Here is a 16,895-nt window from a genome sequence, read left to right as displayed (position 1 = left end):
ATGGCTCGTATCGCAGGTGTTGATTTACCTCGTGAGAAGCGGATCGTCATTGCTTTAACCTATATTTATGGGATTGGCAATACGACTGCACAAAAAGTTTTAAAAGAAGCCGGTGTATCTGAAGACATTCGTTCTAAAGATTTAACACCAGACCAAGAAGACAAAATCCGTGCTGCTGTTGATAATATTCGAGTAGAAGGCGATTTACGTCGTGAAGTTACTCGTGATATCAAACGTTTGCAAGATATTGGCTCATATCGTGGTATCCGTCATCGTCGTGGTTTGCCAGTTCGTGGTCAAAACACAAAGAACAATGCACGGACTCGTAAAGGTCCTAAAGTTTCCATCGCCGGTAAGAAGAAATAATCTAATTAAGAAGGAGGTAAGTTCATGGCAGTTCGTAAAGGAACACGTAAGCGTCGTGTTAGAAAGAATATTGAATCCGGTGTTGCTCACATCCATTCAACATTCAATAATACTTTAGTAATGATTACAGACCCTCAAGGCAATGCTATTGCTTGGTCATCTGCTGGTGCTTTGGGCTTCAAAGGTAGCCGTAAATCGACACCGTTTGCTGCTCAAATGGCTGCAGAATCTGCTGCTAAAGAATCCATGGAACATGGTATGAAGTCGGTCGAAGTTGCTGTTAAAGGACCTGGTTCAGGTCGTGAAGCTGCAATTCGTGCGTTACAAGCAACTGGTCTTGAAATCAGTGCAATTCGTGATGTGACTCCAGTGCCACATAACGGTTCTCGTCCTCCAAAGCGTCGTCGTGTTTAGTGTCGTTGATTGGTATTAATGTCGACGAGTTTACATTGAACACACACGTTTCGAAAGGGGTAAAGATTGAATGATCGAATTTGAAAAGCCAAACATTACAAAAGTTGATGAGAGTACCAACTATGGTAAGTTTGTAATTGAACCGCTAGAACGTGGTTACGGTACCACGCTTGGCAACTCATTGAGACGGATTTTATTATCGTCTTTACCTGGCTCTGCTGTCTCAAGCATTCAAATTGATGGTGTGTTGCATGAATTTTCAACCATCGATGGGGTCATGGAAGATGTCACCCAGATTATTCTTAATATTAAAAAATTGGCGTTAAAAAATCACTCCGAAGATGCAAAAGTGATTGAAATCGAAGTAGATGGCCCAGCAACTGTCACTGCTGCTGATATTAAAGCTGACGATGATATCGAAGTTTTAAATCCAGAACAGTATATTTGTTCGATTGCTGAGGGTGGTCATTTACACATGCAAATGACTGTTAGCAATGGGCGTGGTTATATCCCAGCTGATCAAAACAAGTCTGGTGACATGCCAATTGGCGTCATTGCTGTTGATTCGATTTTCACACCAATTGAACGCGTGAACTATCAGGTCGAAAGTACCCGTGTTGGTAAGCGTAATGACTTTGATAAATTAACCTTGGATGTTTGGACTAATGGTTCGGTCTCACCGCGAGAAGCAATTAGTCTAGCTGCGAAAATTCTTTCTGATCATTTAAATATCTTTATTGACCTCTCCGACGAGGCAAAGAATACTGATGTCATGGTCGAAAAAGAAGAAACGCAAAAAGAAAAGAAACTTGAAATGACAATCGAAGAACTCGACTTGTCAGTTCGTTCTTATAATTGTTTGAAACGGGCCGGGATCAACACGGTTCAAGAATTAACCAATAAAACTGAAGCAGATATGATGAAGGTTCGTAACCTTGGCCGCAAGTCTCTTGAAGAGGTTAAAGCTAAGTTGATCGATCTTGGTCTATCATTACGCTCAGATGATTAATCTAAACTAAAGGGAGGTAAAACTATGAGTTACCGCAAGTTAGGTCGTGCATCTGCACCACGTAAGGCAATGTTACGTTCATTGACAACTGATTTATTAGTTCATGAACATATCGAAACCACTGAAACTCGTGCGAAGGAAATTCGCCGTTCTGCAGAAAAAATGATTACTTTAGGCAAACGTGGTGATTTACACGCACGCCGTCAAGCTGCTGCATATTTACGTAACGAAGTCGCTGATATCCATGAAGAAGGCGAAGACGTTGTTGTTCAATCAGCTCTTCAAAAAGTATTTAGTGATCTCGCACCTCGGTATAAAGACCGTAATGGTGGTTATACACGAATTTTAAAGACTACTCAACGTCGTGGCGATGGTGCACCAATGGTTATCATCGAATTAGTTTAATTCCGGATTAAACCAAAAAACACGAAAGTTTCGACCAATTTTCATTTCATAAGTGTGAGCGCAAGCGTTACGATGATGGGAACCCACCAAGTCTAGCTTAGGAGATTGTCTAACAGTTTCCCCATTTATGAATGATTATTGTACATATCTTTTGTTGAGCTCATGAGTGTCAACTGTGCTGAGTGATCAGCACGCATTAATGCAAAAAGCATTTGGTATTCTGATTGAATATCGAATGCTTTTTTGATTGGCAAAATATGGCTTGCAATGGAATTGTCGGGGATTTTAGCAAACCATTAATCCTTGAGGGTAGTGGTGAAACAGATCTGGTTCTGACTGCATTCCGGGCTGCTTGGCGTGGAACGCGGCCGGCATTGATTTGAGCTTATTGCTAGCGCAACAATCTCAAATACAAGCCTTATCGTAAGTGCTAAAGCACCAACGATAATTTGGCGGCTGACGCCAAGATCCCTCCATTCCGTCCGGAGTTGAGTTGGTGCACTTTATCTTTGTTAATATTTCAAGGCAGTGTTTGTAAGAGTATGATGATCACACGACTTATGTCACAGCTAATTTGGCGAATGATAACCCAGTACTCTTCATCACCTTTAGAGTTTGTTGAGTCAAATTTAAAGATCAAATTGTCTCCACCGCGAGCCTTTGTCTAACCGCTAAAGCGGCAAGACAAATTTGGCGGCTGACAACCACGCCCTCCATTCTGTCTGGAGTTGATGTGGTTTATTTTATCGTGGGTACCATTTAAAACCGCTCTTGTAAGATGGCTAAGCTTAGTTCAAATTGCAGTTACAATTGAACAGCAAAACGATTTAGCTGATAATGGAGTCAAATGAATAGTAGTTATTTGTACCGTTATAACGTCGTTGTGATAAACTAATGGGTTCAATTTCAGTAGACAACCATGAGTTGTTAGGCAATGTGGGCAATTCTTGCTATGGTCGGAGTGAAAAGAGGTTATGATTATGCAAGCACCAGAAATTTTTCAGATTTATCGGCAACGTTTTGGCTATACGCAGAACCAATTGGCCGAGCAACTTCATATTTCTCCTCAGGCGATTTCACGTTGGGAGACTGGTGAAACTTTACCGAGTATTGATAATTTAGTTGCGCTTAGTGATTTGTACGACTTATCTTTAGACCAATTGATTTTGGCAGGGCCATATTTTAAACGGCCGCTGATTATCGATCGACCATTTGCGTGGCCTAAATTTATCGGTTTCGCAATTATTTGGACGCTGATTAGTTTGTTTTTGACTGGCTTTGGTTATCAACCATGGTGGCTATTTGCGCTTGTGCTGATTGTCGGGCTAATCTTCGTTTTACCGGTGGTTTTTCAAGATTACTGGCAAATTGATCGCACTGGTCTACGGGTCACTCATTATCAAGGCGGTAGTTGGCAGCGAATAGCAGCGTTATGGCGGCGAACGCCCCAGCAATTATTGAGTTATGCTGAGATGACGCAGGTAAAATTGAGCTATCAACTACGCCAGCAACAATCGCCTTGGGACTTCTGGCCAGATCCAGTTATCATGCAAGTGACTTTAGAAGACGGCCAACAAGTTTCGCTTAATTTATCAGGCTCACTCCAGGACTATTTGCCACGCTTGGTCATGTTCTTATCACGACAGCATATTCAAGTGATTGATGAACAGCATTTGGTTGATAAATTGCTTATGGGTCAGGACTTGTATCAATCATTTCACTGAACAATAAAGTTAAAAGGCGGCCTTAGTCAAGGCCGCTTTTTTTGGTTGGTTTGATGTTAATTCTAAAATTGAAATGTTTTTCTTTGAGCATATTAATACGCTATATGTTAGAATTATAGAATAGATAGATTACAAAAAAATAAAAGTTAATTTGGACGACAGAAAAAATTTCTAAAAAAGGGGTTGATTTTCGTGCGTCATTTGACGGCAGCGCAAAAGTTACGGCGATTTAAAGTAATTAGTTCTTTGGTAGTTGTTTTGATTGTCAGTGCTTTTATGAAATTATCACCATTGATTGCAATAATAATCACGATTTTAACGATTTCCGATTGGTGCTCCACGTATCAGTTGTTGCAATTACGCGTGAGGTGTCAGCAAGAAGTGTCAATAATGAGTTTCACGATTAACTGAAAACAGTGGCGGCGTTGTGGGTATAGAAGTACGGGTTAATATTTTTAAAAGGGGGAGTGACAGTTATGGGCAATGAACGGTCAGTCAAACTTGAGCGGTTGATCAGGTTTTTGCTGAATCTATGTATTGTGGCACTTATTTTGATGCTAGTGGCGATGCTGGGCTTTTTTATTTATGCCCAATATTTGTATTTTGGAAAAGGTAGCTGGCAACTGCTTAGCGAAGCAATTAAAAAACTCAACATTCCCTTGGCTAATCCAGATATTTTCTTTCGTCGCAGTGTGACACAATTCTTATTTTCATTGACAATTTTATTAGCGACGGTTGACTGTGCGATTAGTTTGCGGATTGTGCTGGTGTTAAAAGATATTTTTAAACGTTTTTGCCAGAACCTGCTGATTTCCAAGGCCAGTTTGATGACGATTTGGCGGCCTCAAATCTGGTTGTTAGTGGTGTCATTGTTGATGTTGCTCGTCGGACTGCTAACTGGCAATTTAGAATTTCGGATTGATGCTTTGTTTGCTCAGGTAGCGTTACTAACGCTCACTTATGTGGTTGTTCATCGACAAGATTGAGATTCAAATAACGCCGTCATAACGCAATGATGTTTAAAAATCTGTGCGGGGAGTGATAGCAATGAAAAAGTTATGGTCGTGTATTCTAGTAGGATTGATTGCTTTAGTGTTAGGCATCAAAGGGACGATTTTGACGACTCAGAAAATTGCTGAGCACAATCGACCTAATATTGAAATTGTGGTACCGCCAACTAGGAAAGCGAAAATTACCTATCAGACGAAGAACGTGATCAGCAGTTTCGAGAATCCTCAGCATAAGCTTTGTGTGGTCGTGATTGATCATCAGAAGCGGGAAGTTAGTTTACAGGAATTAGTTGATACTAATTTGGAGAAGTAAATCAAACTGGATAAGGAGATAGGCTTGATGACACGTTTAAAAAATCCCATGATAGGTGTGGCTAGTTTTTTAATTTTCTATTTAGTGGCAACAATTACGGCTCATCAGCAATGGCCACTAGCATTTCCTCAGAACTTTGGGCTGTCGTTTGCATTATTAGTGGTGTCAGTCGTGCTTCTTTTCATTGAATCACGGCAATTAATTAGGAGCCAACTGCAACAATTGTCGTGTCGTTCAGTGGCCGGCTTTTTATTTGCGGCGCTGTTAGTGGCGCTCTTAATTTATGTACTGCCGAGGATCATTGGTGAAACGAACGATTTGACCAATCCTAATAGTTTTCAATTACCAGGTACAACTGGTGGCGTAATTGCTGGGTTAAGTTATAACTTGATTTATATTTTTGCTTCGGTAATTGCGGTGCTGGTGGTACCGGCAAGCTTTGCGGAATCGGCACCAGATTGGCAGTATCTCATGCCAATTTTGATTTGGATCATTAGTGTGCCCTTAGATAATTTTTGGTGGCAACTGTTGATTATTGGTACGTTATGGCTAGCACTATTTCTGGCCTATCGCCTTAGCCATAATTTCATCTTTCCCTTAGCAATTTGGCTAATTTTTGAATTGCTGTGCGATTTGTTTCCAATTACCAATATTCTCTAATTGATTGGGGTGCTATTCATGAAACAACGGTGGCGGCGCAGGTTAGTGGATTTACTATGGATCGTTGCAATTATTATTTGGTTAAATACGCTGAATCAACATCCCCCAGTAGCAACGATGACCGAGAATCAACGACTGTTGTTTGCTGTAGTCACGTGGATTGGCCTGTTAGTCTTGGCCAAATTCCTAGGCTGATTAATCAAGAAAATTCGTCAGCACTGATAAATTTCTCATCAAAAAAGCTTCATTTCATTAGCTTGTTTGCCTGTCTCTGGTTAAAATATTGAGACTGCGAAGAAGCTTTTTTGATGCTTGAAATATGCCAGCATTAATGAGATGTCTTGTGTCATTCCAATGGTATGAAAGCTGAGTGCCACTTTTTATCATGATCTGTTCAAACATCTAAAAATAAAACCGTCTATTTCACAGTAAACCATTGTCGACACACGACAAATTTTCAAATTTGTCCTGTAGCTACAGCTTATATTTGAAAATTTACTAGTTTTAACTATCGCCTATGTTCAATTGATAGTCCAATCTAACCGATTCATATTTGAAACAAGCAATTGTAAAGTACACAACATCAGCTCCAGACGGCGTGGAGGGATCTTGGCGTCAGCCGCCAAATTATTCTTGCCGCTTTACCGGTTAGAATAAGGCTTGTAATTGAGATTGTTGCGTAGCAATAAGCTCAAATCAATGCCGGCAGCGTTCCACGACAAGCAGCCCGGAACAGAGTCAGACACTATGCTGTTTTAAAAACTATTTGTATTTGATCATAAAATCCAGTCGTCATTTTTAACAGCTTGGTTACTTAAAGTAAAGCCGAAATATGGTAAAATGTGACTATTGAATAAAAATTAGGGGCGGGTTGGCTGATGGTACCAATTATTCAGGTGAAGGATCTGACTTACACTTATCAGAATAGCAAAGTACCAGCTTTGCAGAATATTTCCTTGACGATTGAGCCTGGGCAATGGGTGGCAATTGTCGGCCATAATGGCAGTGGCAAGAGTACCTTGGCCCAAATGTTGAATGGCTTAATTGCGCCACAATCTGGTGAGGTTTATATTGACGGTGAACTGCTGACTGAGGAATCAGTTTGGGCTATCCGCCGTAAAATCGGAATTGTTTTCCAGAGTCCTGATAATCAATTCGTTGGTGCGACCGTGGCTGATGATGTGGCTTTTGGCATGGAAAATAACGGTGTGCCCCGGGCAGAAATGATTCCCCGGGTGCAGGCGGCGTTAGAGCAAGTGGGGATGACTGCTTATGCGACTCATGAACCGGCTCGTTTATCTGGTGGTCAGAAACAACGAGTAGCCTTAGCTGGGGTGCTGGCACAGCGGCCGCAAGTGATCATTCTTGATGAGGCCACCAGTATGCTCGATCCCCAAGGTCGCCATGACGTTGTTAGTTTAATGACTGATTTGCGGAAAACTGGGCAGTTTACGATTATTTCGATTACCCATGACATTGACGAAGCGGCTTTGGCTGATCAGGTGATTTTAATGGACAATGGCCAGTTAGTCACTGCAGGCACCCCGGCGGAGATTTTCGTCCAAGGTGACATGTTGCAACAACACGGCTTGACCGTGCCCTTAAGCGAGAAAGTTCGCCAAGGTTTGTTGCAAGCCGATGTGAACGTGGCTGATCATTATTTAGATGAGGAACAGTTGGTGAAGAATTTATGGACATTACATTCAAACAAGTAGATTACACTTATCAAGCCGATTCACCAATGGCCACGCCAGGTTTACGTGATGTGAATTTGCACTTTCAGAGTGGTACTTATAATGCCATCATTGGTCAAACCGGCAGTGGCAAAAGCACGTTGTTGCAGCATTTAAATGCCTTACTGATTCCCACTAAAGGTGAAGTTGTGGTTGGCGATCAAGTGGTCACGCCCCAAACTAAAAATAAAGAACTTTATGACTTGCGCCGGAAAGTTGGCTTAGTTTTTCAATTTCCTGAAAGTCAGTTATTTGAAGAAACAGTCTTAAAAGATGTGGCTTTTGCACCCAAGAATTTCGGTAAAACCGCGGCGGAAGCTGACGAGATTGCGCGGCGGGCCTTGCGGTTAGTTGGCATTGCCCCAGAATTAGAAGATAAAATGCCTTTTGATTTATCCGGTGGTCAAATGCGCCGAGTGGCAATCGCTGGTGTTTTGGCCATGGAACCAGAAGTCTTGGTCTTAGATGAACCTACTGCTGGCTTGGATCCCGTTGGTCGCGAAGAAATGATGACCTTATTTGTGAAAATTCAACAGGAACGCGATTTGACGGTGATTTTGGTCACTCACCAAATGGATGATGTGGTCCGTTATGCGCAACAAGTGGTGGTTATGGAACAGGGGCGGGTGTTAAAGACAGGGCAGCCCCAGGAAATATTTGCTGATATTCCGTGGCTACATCAGCACAACCTCGAACTACCAAGTACTGGCCGCTTAGTCCAACAGTTGCAACAACAAGGCTTCCAGTTTGACCAGGTGCCGTTGACGGTGCCTGACTTGCTGGCTCAACTAGCGCCGCAGTTAAAGCAGGTGGCGACTCATGAATAAATTGATTTTTGGCCGCTATTATCCTGGTGATTCCTTTGTACATCGTTTAGATCCACGTTTAAAATTAATTTTAAATATTCTATTTATTGTCTTGATTTTCTTCGCCCAACATTGGCCTAGTTACGTGATTCTCGGTGCTGTGGTCGTGGTCAGCGTTTGGGCATCAGGTATTTCGTTAGGCTTCTTTCTTCGTGGATTGCGGCCGATGCTGTGGCTGATTCTGTTTACAGTTGGTTTACAGCTGTTCTTCACTAGTGGCCAGCATGTTTATTGGCAGTGGGGCTGGCTCAGTATTAGCCGCGAAGGGTTGATCAATGCCGGTTATATTGCCGCCCGTTTCCTATTGATTATTTTCATGTCGACGCTGTTGACCTTGACCACCCAGCCTTTGGAAATTGCTGATGGCTTGGAGTATTTGATCAGTCCCTTGCGCGTGATTAAGTTTCCTGTTAATGAAGTGGCCTTGATGTTATCAATTGCTTTGCGCTTTGTGCCGAAATTAATGGACGAAACCACTAAAATTATGAACGCCCAGCGTGCACGTGGGGTGGATTTCAATAATGGTAGTTTGTTGAAGCGGGCCAAGGCCTTGTTGCCATTATTGATTCCTTTAATGATGAGCAGCATTGACATTGCTTCGGATTTAACCACGGCGATGATTTCTCGTGGTTATCGCGATGGTGAAGGGCGGACCCGTTATCGGATTTTGAAATGGCAGTCCCGAGATAGTTGGGTGCTGGCTGCTTTCGCGGTGATCAGCACGGGGATGTTAGTCTTAGAAAGAATGATGTAGGAGGTGGCTGTGTGCCACGTTATCGAATTACCGTTGCATATGATGGCACTAACTTTGCCGGCTTCCAGGTGCAGACCAAGCAGCGCACCGTTCAAGGAACATTAGAACAAGCGTTAACGAAAATGACAAAAGGCGAGCCGATTCGCGTTCATGGTTCTGGCCGCACTGACGCTGGCGTGCATGCTTATGGTCAGGTGATTCATTTCGACTATCCTAAGGAAATGCCAGCACGAAACATGTTACTAGCTTTGAACAGTTTATTGCCTTTGGATATGGAAGTCACTGATAGTCAGCTAGCTGATCCGGATTTTCATGCCCAGTTTGATACGATCGGTAAATGTTACCAATATCGAGTCAGTCAGGGACGTTTCACTGATCCCTTCAAGCGTTTGTACACTGGTCATTATCCGTATTCGTTGGAAATTGGCCGCATCGAAACCGCCTTGCAAGATTTGTTAGGTGAACATGACTTTACTAGTTTTGCGGCTAGTGGTGGTGTGATTAAAAATAAAGTGCGGACGATTTATCGGGCTACAGTTAGCGAAGACCCAGTCCAGCACGAATTAGTTTTCACTTTCATTGGCAATGGTTTCCTCTATAATATGGTGCGCATCTTAGTCGCCACTTTATTGGAGATTGGCAATGGCCGCCGTGACGAACATGACTTGCTGCGTTTGTTTACAGTGAAGGATCGCCAACAAGCGCGAGGAACGGCGCCAGCTAGTGGTTTATATTTACAAAAAGTTTATTATCCTGGGGATGAGGCCGAGTTGACCGCACTAAGCCAGATTCCGATTACGAAACCGTTGCAACCGAAGCATCCCCACGGTTTACGGCGTCAATCATAAAGCTTAACTGAATTAAAGCCTTTTCTTGTTAAAAAAATCCCAGTAAGCTCAAATTTTCATTGACTTCAAGGCCTATTTTCGGTAAACTAGTTGTTGGTATTTGTTTGCCCCACGATAGGCCCCGGAAACTTATTGAGTGTCAGACAAAACATTATGTATGGAGGAATTTATCGTGCGTACAACACCTTTGGCAAAACCAAGCGAAATTGAACGTAAATGGTATCTCATTGATGCCACAGATATTTCATTAGGTCGGGTTTCAACAGTCGTTGCATCAATCTTGCGCGGCAAGAACAAACCAACATTTACACCTAACGTTGATACTGGCGATAACGTAATCGTTATCAATGCATCAAAACTTAAATTAACTGGTAAGAAAGCAACTGATAAATTATATCAGCACCACAGTGATCATCCCGGTGGTTTGAAGACACGGACAGCTGGCGACTTGTTAGCTAACAATCCTACTCGACTTGTGGAATTGTCAGTTAAAGGCATGTTACCTAAGAATACGTTGGGTCACCAACAATTCATGAAGTTACATGTTTACGCTGGTGCAGAGCATGCTAACCAAGCTCAAAAACCAGAAGTCTTAGATCTTACAAACTTGAAGTAGGGAGGAAATTATAAATGGCACAACAAGCTATGTATAACGGCACTGGCCGTCGTAAAGATTCAGTTGCGCGTGTTTTCCTCGTTCCTGGAACAGGTAAAATCACGATCAACAAAAAGTCAGCAGAAGATTATCTTCCATTTGCTAACCTTATCAAAGATTTGAAACAACCCCTAGTTTTGACTGAAACAGAAGGCTCATATGACATTAATGTTAATGTTCATGGTGGTGGCTTCTCAGGTCAAACAGGTGCTGTTCGTCACGGTATCGCTCGTGCTTTATTACAAGTCGATCCTGATTTCCGTGGTGTTCTTAAAGCCGCTGGCATGTTAACTCGTGACCCTCGTATGAAGGAACGTAAGAAGCCAGGTCTTAAGAAAGCTCGTAAAGCTTCACAATTCTCAAAACGTTAATATATCCAGCATATCAATGTTTAAGACACTTACTAGAATTTCTAGTGAGTGTTTTTTTATGAAAAAATAAAGTTGCTAAATAGGAACATTGCTTATTGCTATATCAGTGAACCGAGATTATAATTCAAGCGAGTTTACCTTAAATATTTTTATGACGAAGTAAACTAGTTTTTAATGGCATTGCGTTTTGTCAGATCCGTTGATCAGACAAGGGGGAGCTAAAATGAGTGGTACTAGTTTTTTGGCACTTGCACTTTTGGCGATTGCGATAATGCAAATCTTAAATGTACCAAGCCTGGTCAAAGAAAGATTAGGCGAAAACTATAAATATTTGGTTGGTGCTTATTTTGGATTCATTATTTTTATTCTTTACTGGGGTATACGGGGTGACAAAACGCTATTAATAATAGTGACAGTAATTTTAGTTATCATTGCGATTATGTTACTAGTTAAAATTCGACGGTCATTCAAGAAATAAGTAAACGAGTTATTTTAAGTCAGCAATTTTTATGTGAGGTAGTTTGCATTACTGTGCTCAGTGATTGTGTCTGTTTAGAGACTGAGCGGTATTATTTATTGTCGGACTATTTTTTATGAAAATTTGTAGTTTTTTTGAGTTGACTTAATTTTCTGGCCTTTTCAATTTGCCAATCTGGTTCGATAATCGGTACAATAGTAAGTAACGTTAATTTTAATTGGAAGTGGAAAGATGACTGAATCAAGTTATTGGCAGCAGATTGCTGATCAGGCTAAGCGAGAGCAGCGGCCGTTTTTTAGTTTGGCGCCAATGGAGGCCGTGACTGGTTCCGTTTTTAGACGGGTCGTGATGCGAGCCGCAGCGCCAGATAATTTTTATACAGAATTCACTAATGCGTTGAGTATGACTCATCCGTTGGCCAAAGAAACTACTAAAGGTCGACTTTATATTGATCCTGCTGAGTCACCGAAGCCGATTGTCCAATTATGGGGCAATGATGAGACAGACTTTGCCAAGGCGGCGGTTGAGGTGGCGCGGCAAGGTTATCAAGCCATTGATCTTAATATGGGCTGTCCTGATCCGGCGGTGCTGAAAAATCATAGTGGTAGTGATTTGATTCGTCATTTTGACACTGCCAAAGCAGTGATTGCTGGCGCGCGCCAAGGCGGTTTGCCCGTTAGTGTCAAGACGCGCTTAGGTTTTAGCGACATCAATGAAATGGACAATTGGATCCCGTTTCTGTTGCAGCAACAGGTGCCTGTCTTGACAGTTCATTTGCGCACCACCGCAGAAATGAGTAAAGTGCCAGCGCACTATGAGTTGATCGATCAGTTGGTGCAAATGCGCGATGCTTATGCGCCAGCCACATTGCTACAAATTAATGGTGATATTGCTGATTATCAAGCCGGCATGAAATTGGCTCAGGAACATCCTGGTGTTGATGGCATCATGATTGGCCGAGGAATTTTCATGAATCCGTATGCTTTTGAAAAAGTACCGCGCGAACATTCTGCCCATGAATTGCTCAATCTATTGCGGTATCAATTAGATTTGTACGATGAATTTGTGGCTAAGGGCTTTTCAGGCCACTTTGCACCGTTACAACGCTTTTTCAAGATTTACGTGCGGGGGATGAAAGGTGCCGCCGCAATCAGAAATGATCTGATGCAAACCAAGACCACTGATGAAGCTCGTAAGATTGTTGATGAAATCGATCCTGGTGAGGCATAGAAGCTTGAAACAATCACTAATAATGGTGATTGTTTTTTTGTAGGCGGAATTTCAAGGGCTATTTTAAAAATTAATTGTGGATTTAAAATCATGATTTGATAATTGCTTCCAATAGTGTACTATTGAACTATGCGGCTTGATAAGTCTTAATTAATGAGGATTAAAATTGGGTGTAATAATTGATGGACAAAGGCTTTCGGCAACATTATTGATGAATGCGACTGTTTTATTACCGATATTTCTGATTTTTTTGATTATTCAAACAATCAAGCAAATCAAAGCAAGACATATTTTCAAATTGATATTGCTGATCTTATTGAGCGTTTATTTATATTTATTGATTAGCGTGACGCTTTTTCCGGTGCATATTTTTCCTCGCGGCGACGCGGTTTATCAGAATGGCTTTGGTCAGCAAGCCTGGGTGACTAATTTTGACGTTACGCAGCTTTTGACCTATTTGCCAAAACAAATCCTTGGTAATCTGATCATGTTAGCGCCGTTAACTTTTCTCAGTGCGGCTATAAATCCAAAATTTGCCAACTTGCTGCGGAGTCTGGGGCTGGGTTTTGCCGTTAGCCTGACAATTGAGTTGTTGCAACTGGTCATGAGTTATTTCTATTTAGGTAACCGCATTTGCGATATTAATGATTTGCTGTTAAATACTTTGGGCGCAATGCTAGGCTATTGCGCTTTTGCGGTTTGTCAAAAAATTTTGATTAAAGCAAAGGTGATTGAACAGTAATGGTCGATTAAATAAGCCACTAAAACCAAGTTGGAGATTGGCTTTAGTGACTTATTTTTCTATATTAATCTTCGGAAACACTCATTAATTGATTGAGATATTGTGGTGCTTGTACCTCGTCAAGCAGCGCTGCGGCAAAGTCGGCATAGGAGACGATTGATTTGCCAGCGGCGTTTTTTTGTATGACTTCGGCGCCGGTATGGTAGTGGCCAGTTGCTGGCCGGTCGAAACTGTAAGTCACTGCGGGTGCCACGACAGTCCAGTTAAAGCCAATTGCCTGATCACGTAAGGTGGTGTAGGCCGTTTCCAAAACTAAGGAACCCGCCCGTAATCCTGACAATCGCATCATCGGCGTGTCGTAAAACTTCTTTGTTTTTTGGTCATTAGTAAATAAATAACTAGCCGCACCAACAGTCAGTAAGCGTTTATGCATGTTTTTCAGAATCTCGACATAATGCTGCATGACTTGGACGTGCTCTTGCCGATTATGACCATCAGAATTGCCAAAAGCACTGATAATCACGGCAAAAGGGGCCAAATCAGTCGCAGTAATTTGTAGCACTTCCCGCTGAATAACCGGTACCTTAGCCGTTAACTTGGCAGGACTACGGACAATGGCCGTGACATCCAAGCCGCGAGCGATTGCTTCCGCGAGAATTTTCTGACCAGATTTCCCGGTAGCACCAATAATTGCAATTTTCATGATTAAAGACTTCCTTATTTGAATAGATTTTTAACTTCTCAAATATGCAGTGTACAAAGATATTTAAAACGTATTGTTTGTTCTTGTTGACAATAGACTCAATTTGACTAATCCCGCCGTCATTGCCTTAACTGCGAACTAATATGAAATGCACCAAGTCAACTCCAGACGGAATGGAGGGATCTTGTCGTCAGCCGCCAAATTATTCTTAGCGATTTATCGCTTAGAATAAGGCTTGTATTTGAGCTTATTGCTAACGCAATAAGCTCAAATCAATGCCGGCCGCGTTCCACAACCAGCAAGCCCGCAATGGAGTCAGGCGCTATTCTGTTTATTCGGCGGATCAGGTTGTACGGTATTAGAAATGGGTGCCTTATTTAGTGACAATCCCTAAATCAATCATTGATTGGGCAGTAGCAATAATGGCCGTTTTAGCTGAGCGCGGTTGCCAACCTAGCATTTTAACGGCCTGCTTATTGCTGGTATCCGCGAAATTACCAGTCAATGTGGCTAACATCTTTAATGAGGGATTGAATTTAGCGGCAATCTTTAAGACAAAGTTGGGAATGGTTTTACGCGGTAAATTCTTCGCATAGTTGGGAAAGGCGGTCCGTAAAATATTAGCGACGTCTAGCATCGACAAAGTTTCACCAGTGGTGGCCAAGAAACGTTCACCAGCAGCTTGCGGTGTGGTCATGGCGAGTAGGTGGAGGCTGGCCACATCGCGAACATCAATATAACCTGACTTGATTTTAGGGACAGCCGGCACTTTGCCACTTAATAATTCTTGAATTTGGCGGTTAGAGTGAGAATAGTCGCTGGCTAGAACTGGGCCCATTACGCCAACCGGATTGATGGCAGCCATTTCCATGCCTTGACCTTCAGTTTCGATAAAGTGCCAAGCCGCCTGTTCAGCCATGGTTTTTGATCGTTGGTAGGGATCCAAATTAGCGGCGTCCAAATTGGTCCAATCTTTTTCGGTGAAGGGTGCTGTTCGAGAATTGTCGTGGCCCATACCGACAGCACCATAGGCTGAAGTTAAGACCACGCGTTTCACTTGAGCATCTCGAGCAAATTTTAACACACGGAGGACGCCATTAACAGCCGTGGCAGTCATTGCGTCGGCATCGGCAAATTCGCCAGTGGGGGTTGATGAAGCCACACTCATGACATAAGTCGCGCCGTTCATGACCTGATCCCAGTGCGCATCAGCGTTGAGATCGGCTGGTACGAATTCTAAGTTGGTAAAGTCGGTAATGCCGCTGTTAGTCAGCATGGTTTTGACCAGGTCAGTTTTCGCAAGGGAGCGAACCGTGGTGCGGACCCGATAATTTTGTTGTAAAAGTTGGCTAATAATATGGCTGGCGATAAAACCTGTGCCACCAGTAACGACGACTAATTTTTGATTGTTATTCATAATTTTATTCTCCTGACAGATGTTATACTTGTAACGCAAGTGAGAATATCGTACAATGCTGGAACAAGGGATGCAAGCGAAAACAGCGCATCTGTGACAGAATGGAGAAATTGTTATGGCAGCAACCAAACACGCGCAACAAATTAAGCAGGATTCTCAGGAGTATTTGACCACCGCCTTATTGCAGTTATTACAAACAACTGATTTGCCTGATATTAAAATCTCCCAGTTAGTGAGCCGAGCTGGGGTGAGTCGGATGGCCTTTTATCGGAACTTTGAAACCCTGAACGATGTGTTAGTGGCTTATTTTGAGCCGGAGATTCGTCAGATTTTCGATGAGGTATTGAATCATGTTGCCCCAGTGGAGAAGTTGCAGCGTTTAAGCGAATATCTCGAAGAATTTGGCCCGGCGTTGAAATTGTCGATTCAACGGCATTACGAACCAATTATTCGGCAAATTTTCTTCGCTAACATGCAGCGTTTCTATGAAAGCGATTCGTCATTGCAACAGGTGCCAGCGGCCAAACGGGGTTATTGGATCGGCTTCATGAGCGCCGGAATTTATGAAATCTGGCGGGAATGGCTGCTTGATGACCAGCAAGACACGTTGCATGATTTGCATGAATTAATTGCGGCGTTACAAACGGCAACTTTTAAGGCAGTAATCATTTAGGCAATCACTATAAAAAAACGGATTGAATTACCGCTCACAAGGCACTATACTGATTGTGAACTGCTGAATTATTTCGCGAAATAAATTTCGGTCAACAGCATTATTTTCAGAAAAATTTGCGGCATTGGCTTTAGATAATGATTAGTGATCACCTCGAGATAATTCGCAGAATGTCAGAAAAATGATCAAGGGAGTGTCTGGTTTATGAAGAAGATTGCTTTTGTGCTCTACAATAGTCAGGCGGCCAGTTATACGTATTTTAACGGGGTCATGTCTTCTAAAAAATTGGAACAACGATTACACGAAGTTTTCGACAGTGACTATCAGATTTATTTCAAGTGGGATGTGGCCCAGGATTTGGACGCTTTAGTGGTTCCTGATCCTAGCACACCGTTTGTCGATCAGCGCCAACTACCGCAAATTAAGGTGCCAGCCAAATTATTTTATGAAGACGGCGTGGTGGCGATTAAGAAAGTCGTAGACGATTATTTCAAGTGATGACAATTTGATAATTTTTAAAATTT

22 protein-coding genes are annotated in these 16,895 nt (G+C 42.3%); 20 read left to right on the top strand and 2 right to left on the bottom strand.

Going from position 1 to position 16,895, the window contains the following annotated elements; translation table 11 throughout:
* From rpsM to EKM82_RS08205, 18 genes are all read left to right on the top strand, one after another.
* Complete coding sequence (rpsM, locus tag EKM82_RS08285; RefSeq protein WP_125767950.1) at positions 1-366, top strand: 30S ribosomal protein S13; 366 nt, start codon at positions 1-3, stop codon at positions 364-366.
* Positions 367-390: 24 nt separating this feature from the next.
* Positions 391-780, top strand: a complete 390-nt coding sequence (gene rpsK / locus EKM82_RS08280) for a 30S ribosomal protein S11 (RefSeq protein WP_125767948.1) — start codon at positions 391-393, stop codon at positions 778-780.
* A 70-nt stretch (positions 781-850) separates the two neighbouring features.
* Entirely contained in the window at positions 851-1,789 is a 939-nt protein-coding gene (locus tag EKM82_RS08275; protein WP_125650522.1) for a DNA-directed RNA polymerase subunit alpha, read from the top strand.
* Positions 1,790-1,813: 24 nt separating this feature from the next.
* On the top strand, positions 1,814-2,194 hold the full coding sequence (gene rplQ / locus EKM82_RS08270; RefSeq protein WP_125767946.1) for a 50S ribosomal protein L17: 381 nt from the start codon (positions 1,814-1,816) through the stop codon (positions 2,192-2,194).
* Between the two features lie 980 nt (positions 2,195-3,174).
* Positions 3,175-3,918, top strand: a complete 744-nt coding sequence (locus EKM82_RS08265) for a helix-turn-helix domain-containing protein (protein ID WP_164508184.1) — start codon at positions 3,175-3,177, stop codon at positions 3,916-3,918.
* A gap of 476 nt (positions 3,919-4,394) precedes the next feature.
* Positions 4,395-4,904 (top strand): hypothetical protein, encoded by a 510-nt coding sequence (locus EKM82_RS08260; RefSeq protein WP_125767942.1) that lies wholly within the window; start codon positions 4,395-4,397, stop codon positions 4,902-4,904.
* A gap of 61 nt (positions 4,905-4,965) precedes the next feature.
* Entirely contained in the window at positions 4,966-5,241 is a 276-nt protein-coding gene (locus tag EKM82_RS08255) for a hypothetical protein (RefSeq protein WP_125767940.1), read from the top strand.
* A 27-nt stretch (positions 5,242-5,268) separates the two neighbouring features.
* A complete protein-coding gene (locus EKM82_RS08250) occupies positions 5,269-5,901 on the top strand; it encodes a hypothetical protein (protein WP_125767938.1) in 633 nt (210 codons plus the stop codon).
* 18 nt (positions 5,902-5,919) lie between these two features.
* Positions 5,920-6,096, top strand: a complete 177-nt coding sequence (locus EKM82_RS11505) for a hypothetical protein (RefSeq protein WP_164508183.1) — start codon at positions 5,920-5,922, stop codon at positions 6,094-6,096.
* Positions 6,097-6,779: 683 nt separating this feature from the next.
* Positions 6,780-7,616, top strand: coding sequence for an energy-coupling factor ABC transporter ATP-binding protein (locus EKM82_RS08245; RefSeq protein ID WP_125767936.1), 837 nt, complete (start codon positions 6,780-6,782; stop codon positions 7,614-7,616).
* Complete coding sequence (locus EKM82_RS08240) at positions 7,592-8,461, top strand: energy-coupling factor ABC transporter ATP-binding protein (RefSeq protein ID WP_125767934.1); 870 nt, start codon at positions 7,592-7,594, stop codon at positions 8,459-8,461. The genes EKM82_RS08245 and EKM82_RS08240 overlap by 25 nt, the downstream gene beginning before the upstream one ends.
* On the top strand, positions 8,454-9,254 hold the full coding sequence (locus EKM82_RS08235) for an energy-coupling factor transporter transmembrane component T family protein (protein WP_125767932.1): 801 nt from the start codon (positions 8,454-8,456) through the stop codon (positions 9,252-9,254). The genes EKM82_RS08240 and EKM82_RS08235 overlap by 8 nt, the downstream gene beginning before the upstream one ends.
* Before the next feature lie 11 nt (positions 9,255-9,265).
* Positions 9,266-10,102, top strand: a complete 837-nt coding sequence (gene truA, locus EKM82_RS08230) for a tRNA pseudouridine(38-40) synthase TruA (RefSeq protein WP_125767930.1) — start codon at positions 9,266-9,268, stop codon at positions 10,100-10,102.
* 172 nt (positions 10,103-10,274) lie between these two features.
* Positions 10,275-10,718 carry a 50S ribosomal protein L13 gene (gene rplM, locus EKM82_RS08225; RefSeq protein WP_125767928.1) on the top strand — a complete coding sequence of 148 codons (444 nt, stop codon included), beginning with the start codon at positions 10,275-10,277 and terminating at the stop codon, positions 10,716-10,718.
* 14 nt (positions 10,719-10,732) lie between these two features.
* Positions 10,733-11,128, top strand: a complete 396-nt coding sequence (rpsI, locus tag EKM82_RS08220; protein ID WP_125767926.1) for a 30S ribosomal protein S9 — start codon at positions 10,733-10,735, stop codon at positions 11,126-11,128.
* Positions 11,129-11,351: 223 nt separating this feature from the next.
* Complete coding sequence (locus EKM82_RS08215; RefSeq protein WP_125767924.1) at positions 11,352-11,606, top strand: hypothetical protein; 255 nt, start codon at positions 11,352-11,354, stop codon at positions 11,604-11,606.
* Positions 11,607-11,837: 231 nt separating this feature from the next.
* Positions 11,838-12,836 (top strand): tRNA dihydrouridine synthase, encoded by a 999-nt coding sequence (locus tag EKM82_RS08210; RefSeq protein WP_125767922.1) that lies wholly within the window; start codon positions 11,838-11,840, stop codon positions 12,834-12,836.
* A 166-nt stretch (positions 12,837-13,002) separates the two neighbouring features.
* Positions 13,003-13,578 (top strand): VanZ family protein, encoded by a 576-nt coding sequence (locus EKM82_RS08205; RefSeq protein ID WP_125767920.1) that lies wholly within the window; start codon positions 13,003-13,005, stop codon positions 13,576-13,578.
* Positions 13,579-13,642: 64 nt separating this feature from the next.
* Here EKM82_RS08205 and EKM82_RS08200 read toward each other — a convergent pair whose 3' ends face one another.
* Together EKM82_RS08200 and EKM82_RS08195 are read right to left on the bottom strand one after the other, a co-directional pair.
* Positions 13,643-14,281, bottom strand: coding sequence for an NAD(P)-dependent oxidoreductase (locus EKM82_RS08200; protein ID WP_125767918.1), 639 nt, complete (start codon positions 14,279-14,281; stop codon positions 13,643-13,645).
* A 373-nt stretch (positions 14,282-14,654) separates the two neighbouring features.
* Positions 14,655-15,698 carry an SDR family oxidoreductase gene (locus EKM82_RS08195; RefSeq protein ID WP_125767916.1) on the bottom strand — a complete coding sequence of 348 codons (1,044 nt, stop codon included), beginning with the start codon at positions 15,696-15,698 and terminating at the stop codon, positions 14,655-14,657.
* Between the two features lie 115 nt (positions 15,699-15,813).
* Between EKM82_RS08195 and EKM82_RS08190 the strand changes: the two genes are divergently transcribed.
* A complete protein-coding gene (locus EKM82_RS08190) occupies positions 15,814-16,371 on the top strand; it encodes a TetR/AcrR family transcriptional regulator (protein WP_125767914.1) in 558 nt (185 codons plus the stop codon).
* Positions 16,372-16,575: 204 nt separating this feature from the next.
* The gene (locus EKM82_RS08185) at positions 16,576-16,869 is read left to right on the top strand and encodes a hypothetical protein (RefSeq protein WP_125767912.1); all 294 of its coding nucleotides are present in this window, start codon (positions 16,576-16,578) and stop codon (positions 16,867-16,869) included.
* The last annotated feature ends 26 nt before the right edge of the window (positions 16,870-16,895 follow it).

This window comes from Lapidilactobacillus wuchangensis (genome assembly GCF_003946645.1).
GTDB classification, from domain to species: Bacteria; Bacillota; Bacilli; order Lactobacillales; family Lactobacillaceae; genus Lapidilactobacillus; species Lapidilactobacillus wuchangensis.
This window is presented reverse-complemented; position numbering and strand designations above follow the sequence as displayed.

Excerpts from the sequence above, each read along its gene's own strand:
- EKM82_RS08250 (WP_125767938.1), top strand. The coding sequence starts at position 5,269 with ATGACACGTTTAAAAAATCCCATGATAGGTGTGGCTAGTTTTTTAATT.
- EKM82_RS08190 (WP_125767914.1), top strand. The coding sequence starts at position 15,814 with ATGGCAGCAACCAAACACGCGCAACAAATTAAGCAGGATTCTCAGGAG.
- EKM82_RS08260 (WP_125767942.1), top strand. The coding sequence starts at position 4,395 with ATGGGCAATGAACGGTCAGTCAAACTTGAGCGGTTGATCAGGTTTTTG.
- rplQ (WP_125767946.1), top strand. The coding sequence starts at position 1,814 with ATGAGTTACCGCAAGTTAGGTCGTGCATCTGCACCACGTAAGGCAATG.
- EKM82_RS08185 (WP_125767912.1), top strand. The coding sequence starts at position 16,576 with ATGAAGAAGATTGCTTTTGTGCTCTACAATAGTCAGGCGGCCAGTTAT.
- EKM82_RS08265 (WP_164508184.1), top strand. The coding sequence starts at position 3,175 with ATGCAAGCACCAGAAATTTTTCAGATTTATCGGCAACGTTTTGGCTAT.
- rpsK (WP_125767948.1), top strand. The coding sequence starts at position 391 with ATGGCAGTTCGTAAAGGAACACGTAAGCGTCGTGTTAGAAAGAATATT.
- EKM82_RS08215 (WP_125767924.1), top strand. The coding sequence starts at position 11,352 with ATGAGTGGTACTAGTTTTTTGGCACTTGCACTTTTGGCGATTGCGATA.
- EKM82_RS08240 (WP_125767934.1), top strand. The coding sequence starts at position 7,592 with ATGGACATTACATTCAAACAAGTAGATTACACTTATCAAGCCGATTCA.
- EKM82_RS08195 (WP_125767916.1), bottom strand. The coding sequence starts at position 15,698 with ATGAATAACAATCAAAAATTAGTCGTCGTTACTGGTGGCACAGGTTTT.
- EKM82_RS08235 (WP_125767932.1), top strand. The coding sequence starts at position 8,454 with ATGAATAAATTGATTTTTGGCCGCTATTATCCTGGTGATTCCTTTGTA.
- EKM82_RS08245 (WP_125767936.1), top strand. The coding sequence starts at position 6,780 with ATGGTACCAATTATTCAGGTGAAGGATCTGACTTACACTTATCAGAAT.
- rpsM (WP_125767950.1), top strand. The coding sequence starts at position 1 with ATGGCTCGTATCGCAGGTGTTGATTTACCTCGTGAGAAGCGGATCGTC.
- rpsI (WP_125767926.1), top strand. The coding sequence starts at position 10,733 with ATGGCACAACAAGCTATGTATAACGGCACTGGCCGTCGTAAAGATTCA.
- EKM82_RS08200 (WP_125767918.1), bottom strand. The coding sequence starts at position 14,281 with ATGAAAATTGCAATTATTGGTGCTACCGGGAAATCTGGTCAGAAAATT.
- EKM82_RS11505 (WP_164508183.1), top strand. The coding sequence starts at position 5,920 with ATGAAACAACGGTGGCGGCGCAGGTTAGTGGATTTACTATGGATCGTT.
- EKM82_RS08255 (WP_125767940.1), top strand. The coding sequence starts at position 4,966 with ATGAAAAAGTTATGGTCGTGTATTCTAGTAGGATTGATTGCTTTAGTG.
- EKM82_RS08275 (WP_125650522.1), top strand. The coding sequence starts at position 851 with ATGATCGAATTTGAAAAGCCAAACATTACAAAAGTTGATGAGAGTACC.
- EKM82_RS08210 (WP_125767922.1), top strand. The coding sequence starts at position 11,838 with ATGACTGAATCAAGTTATTGGCAGCAGATTGCTGATCAGGCTAAGCGA.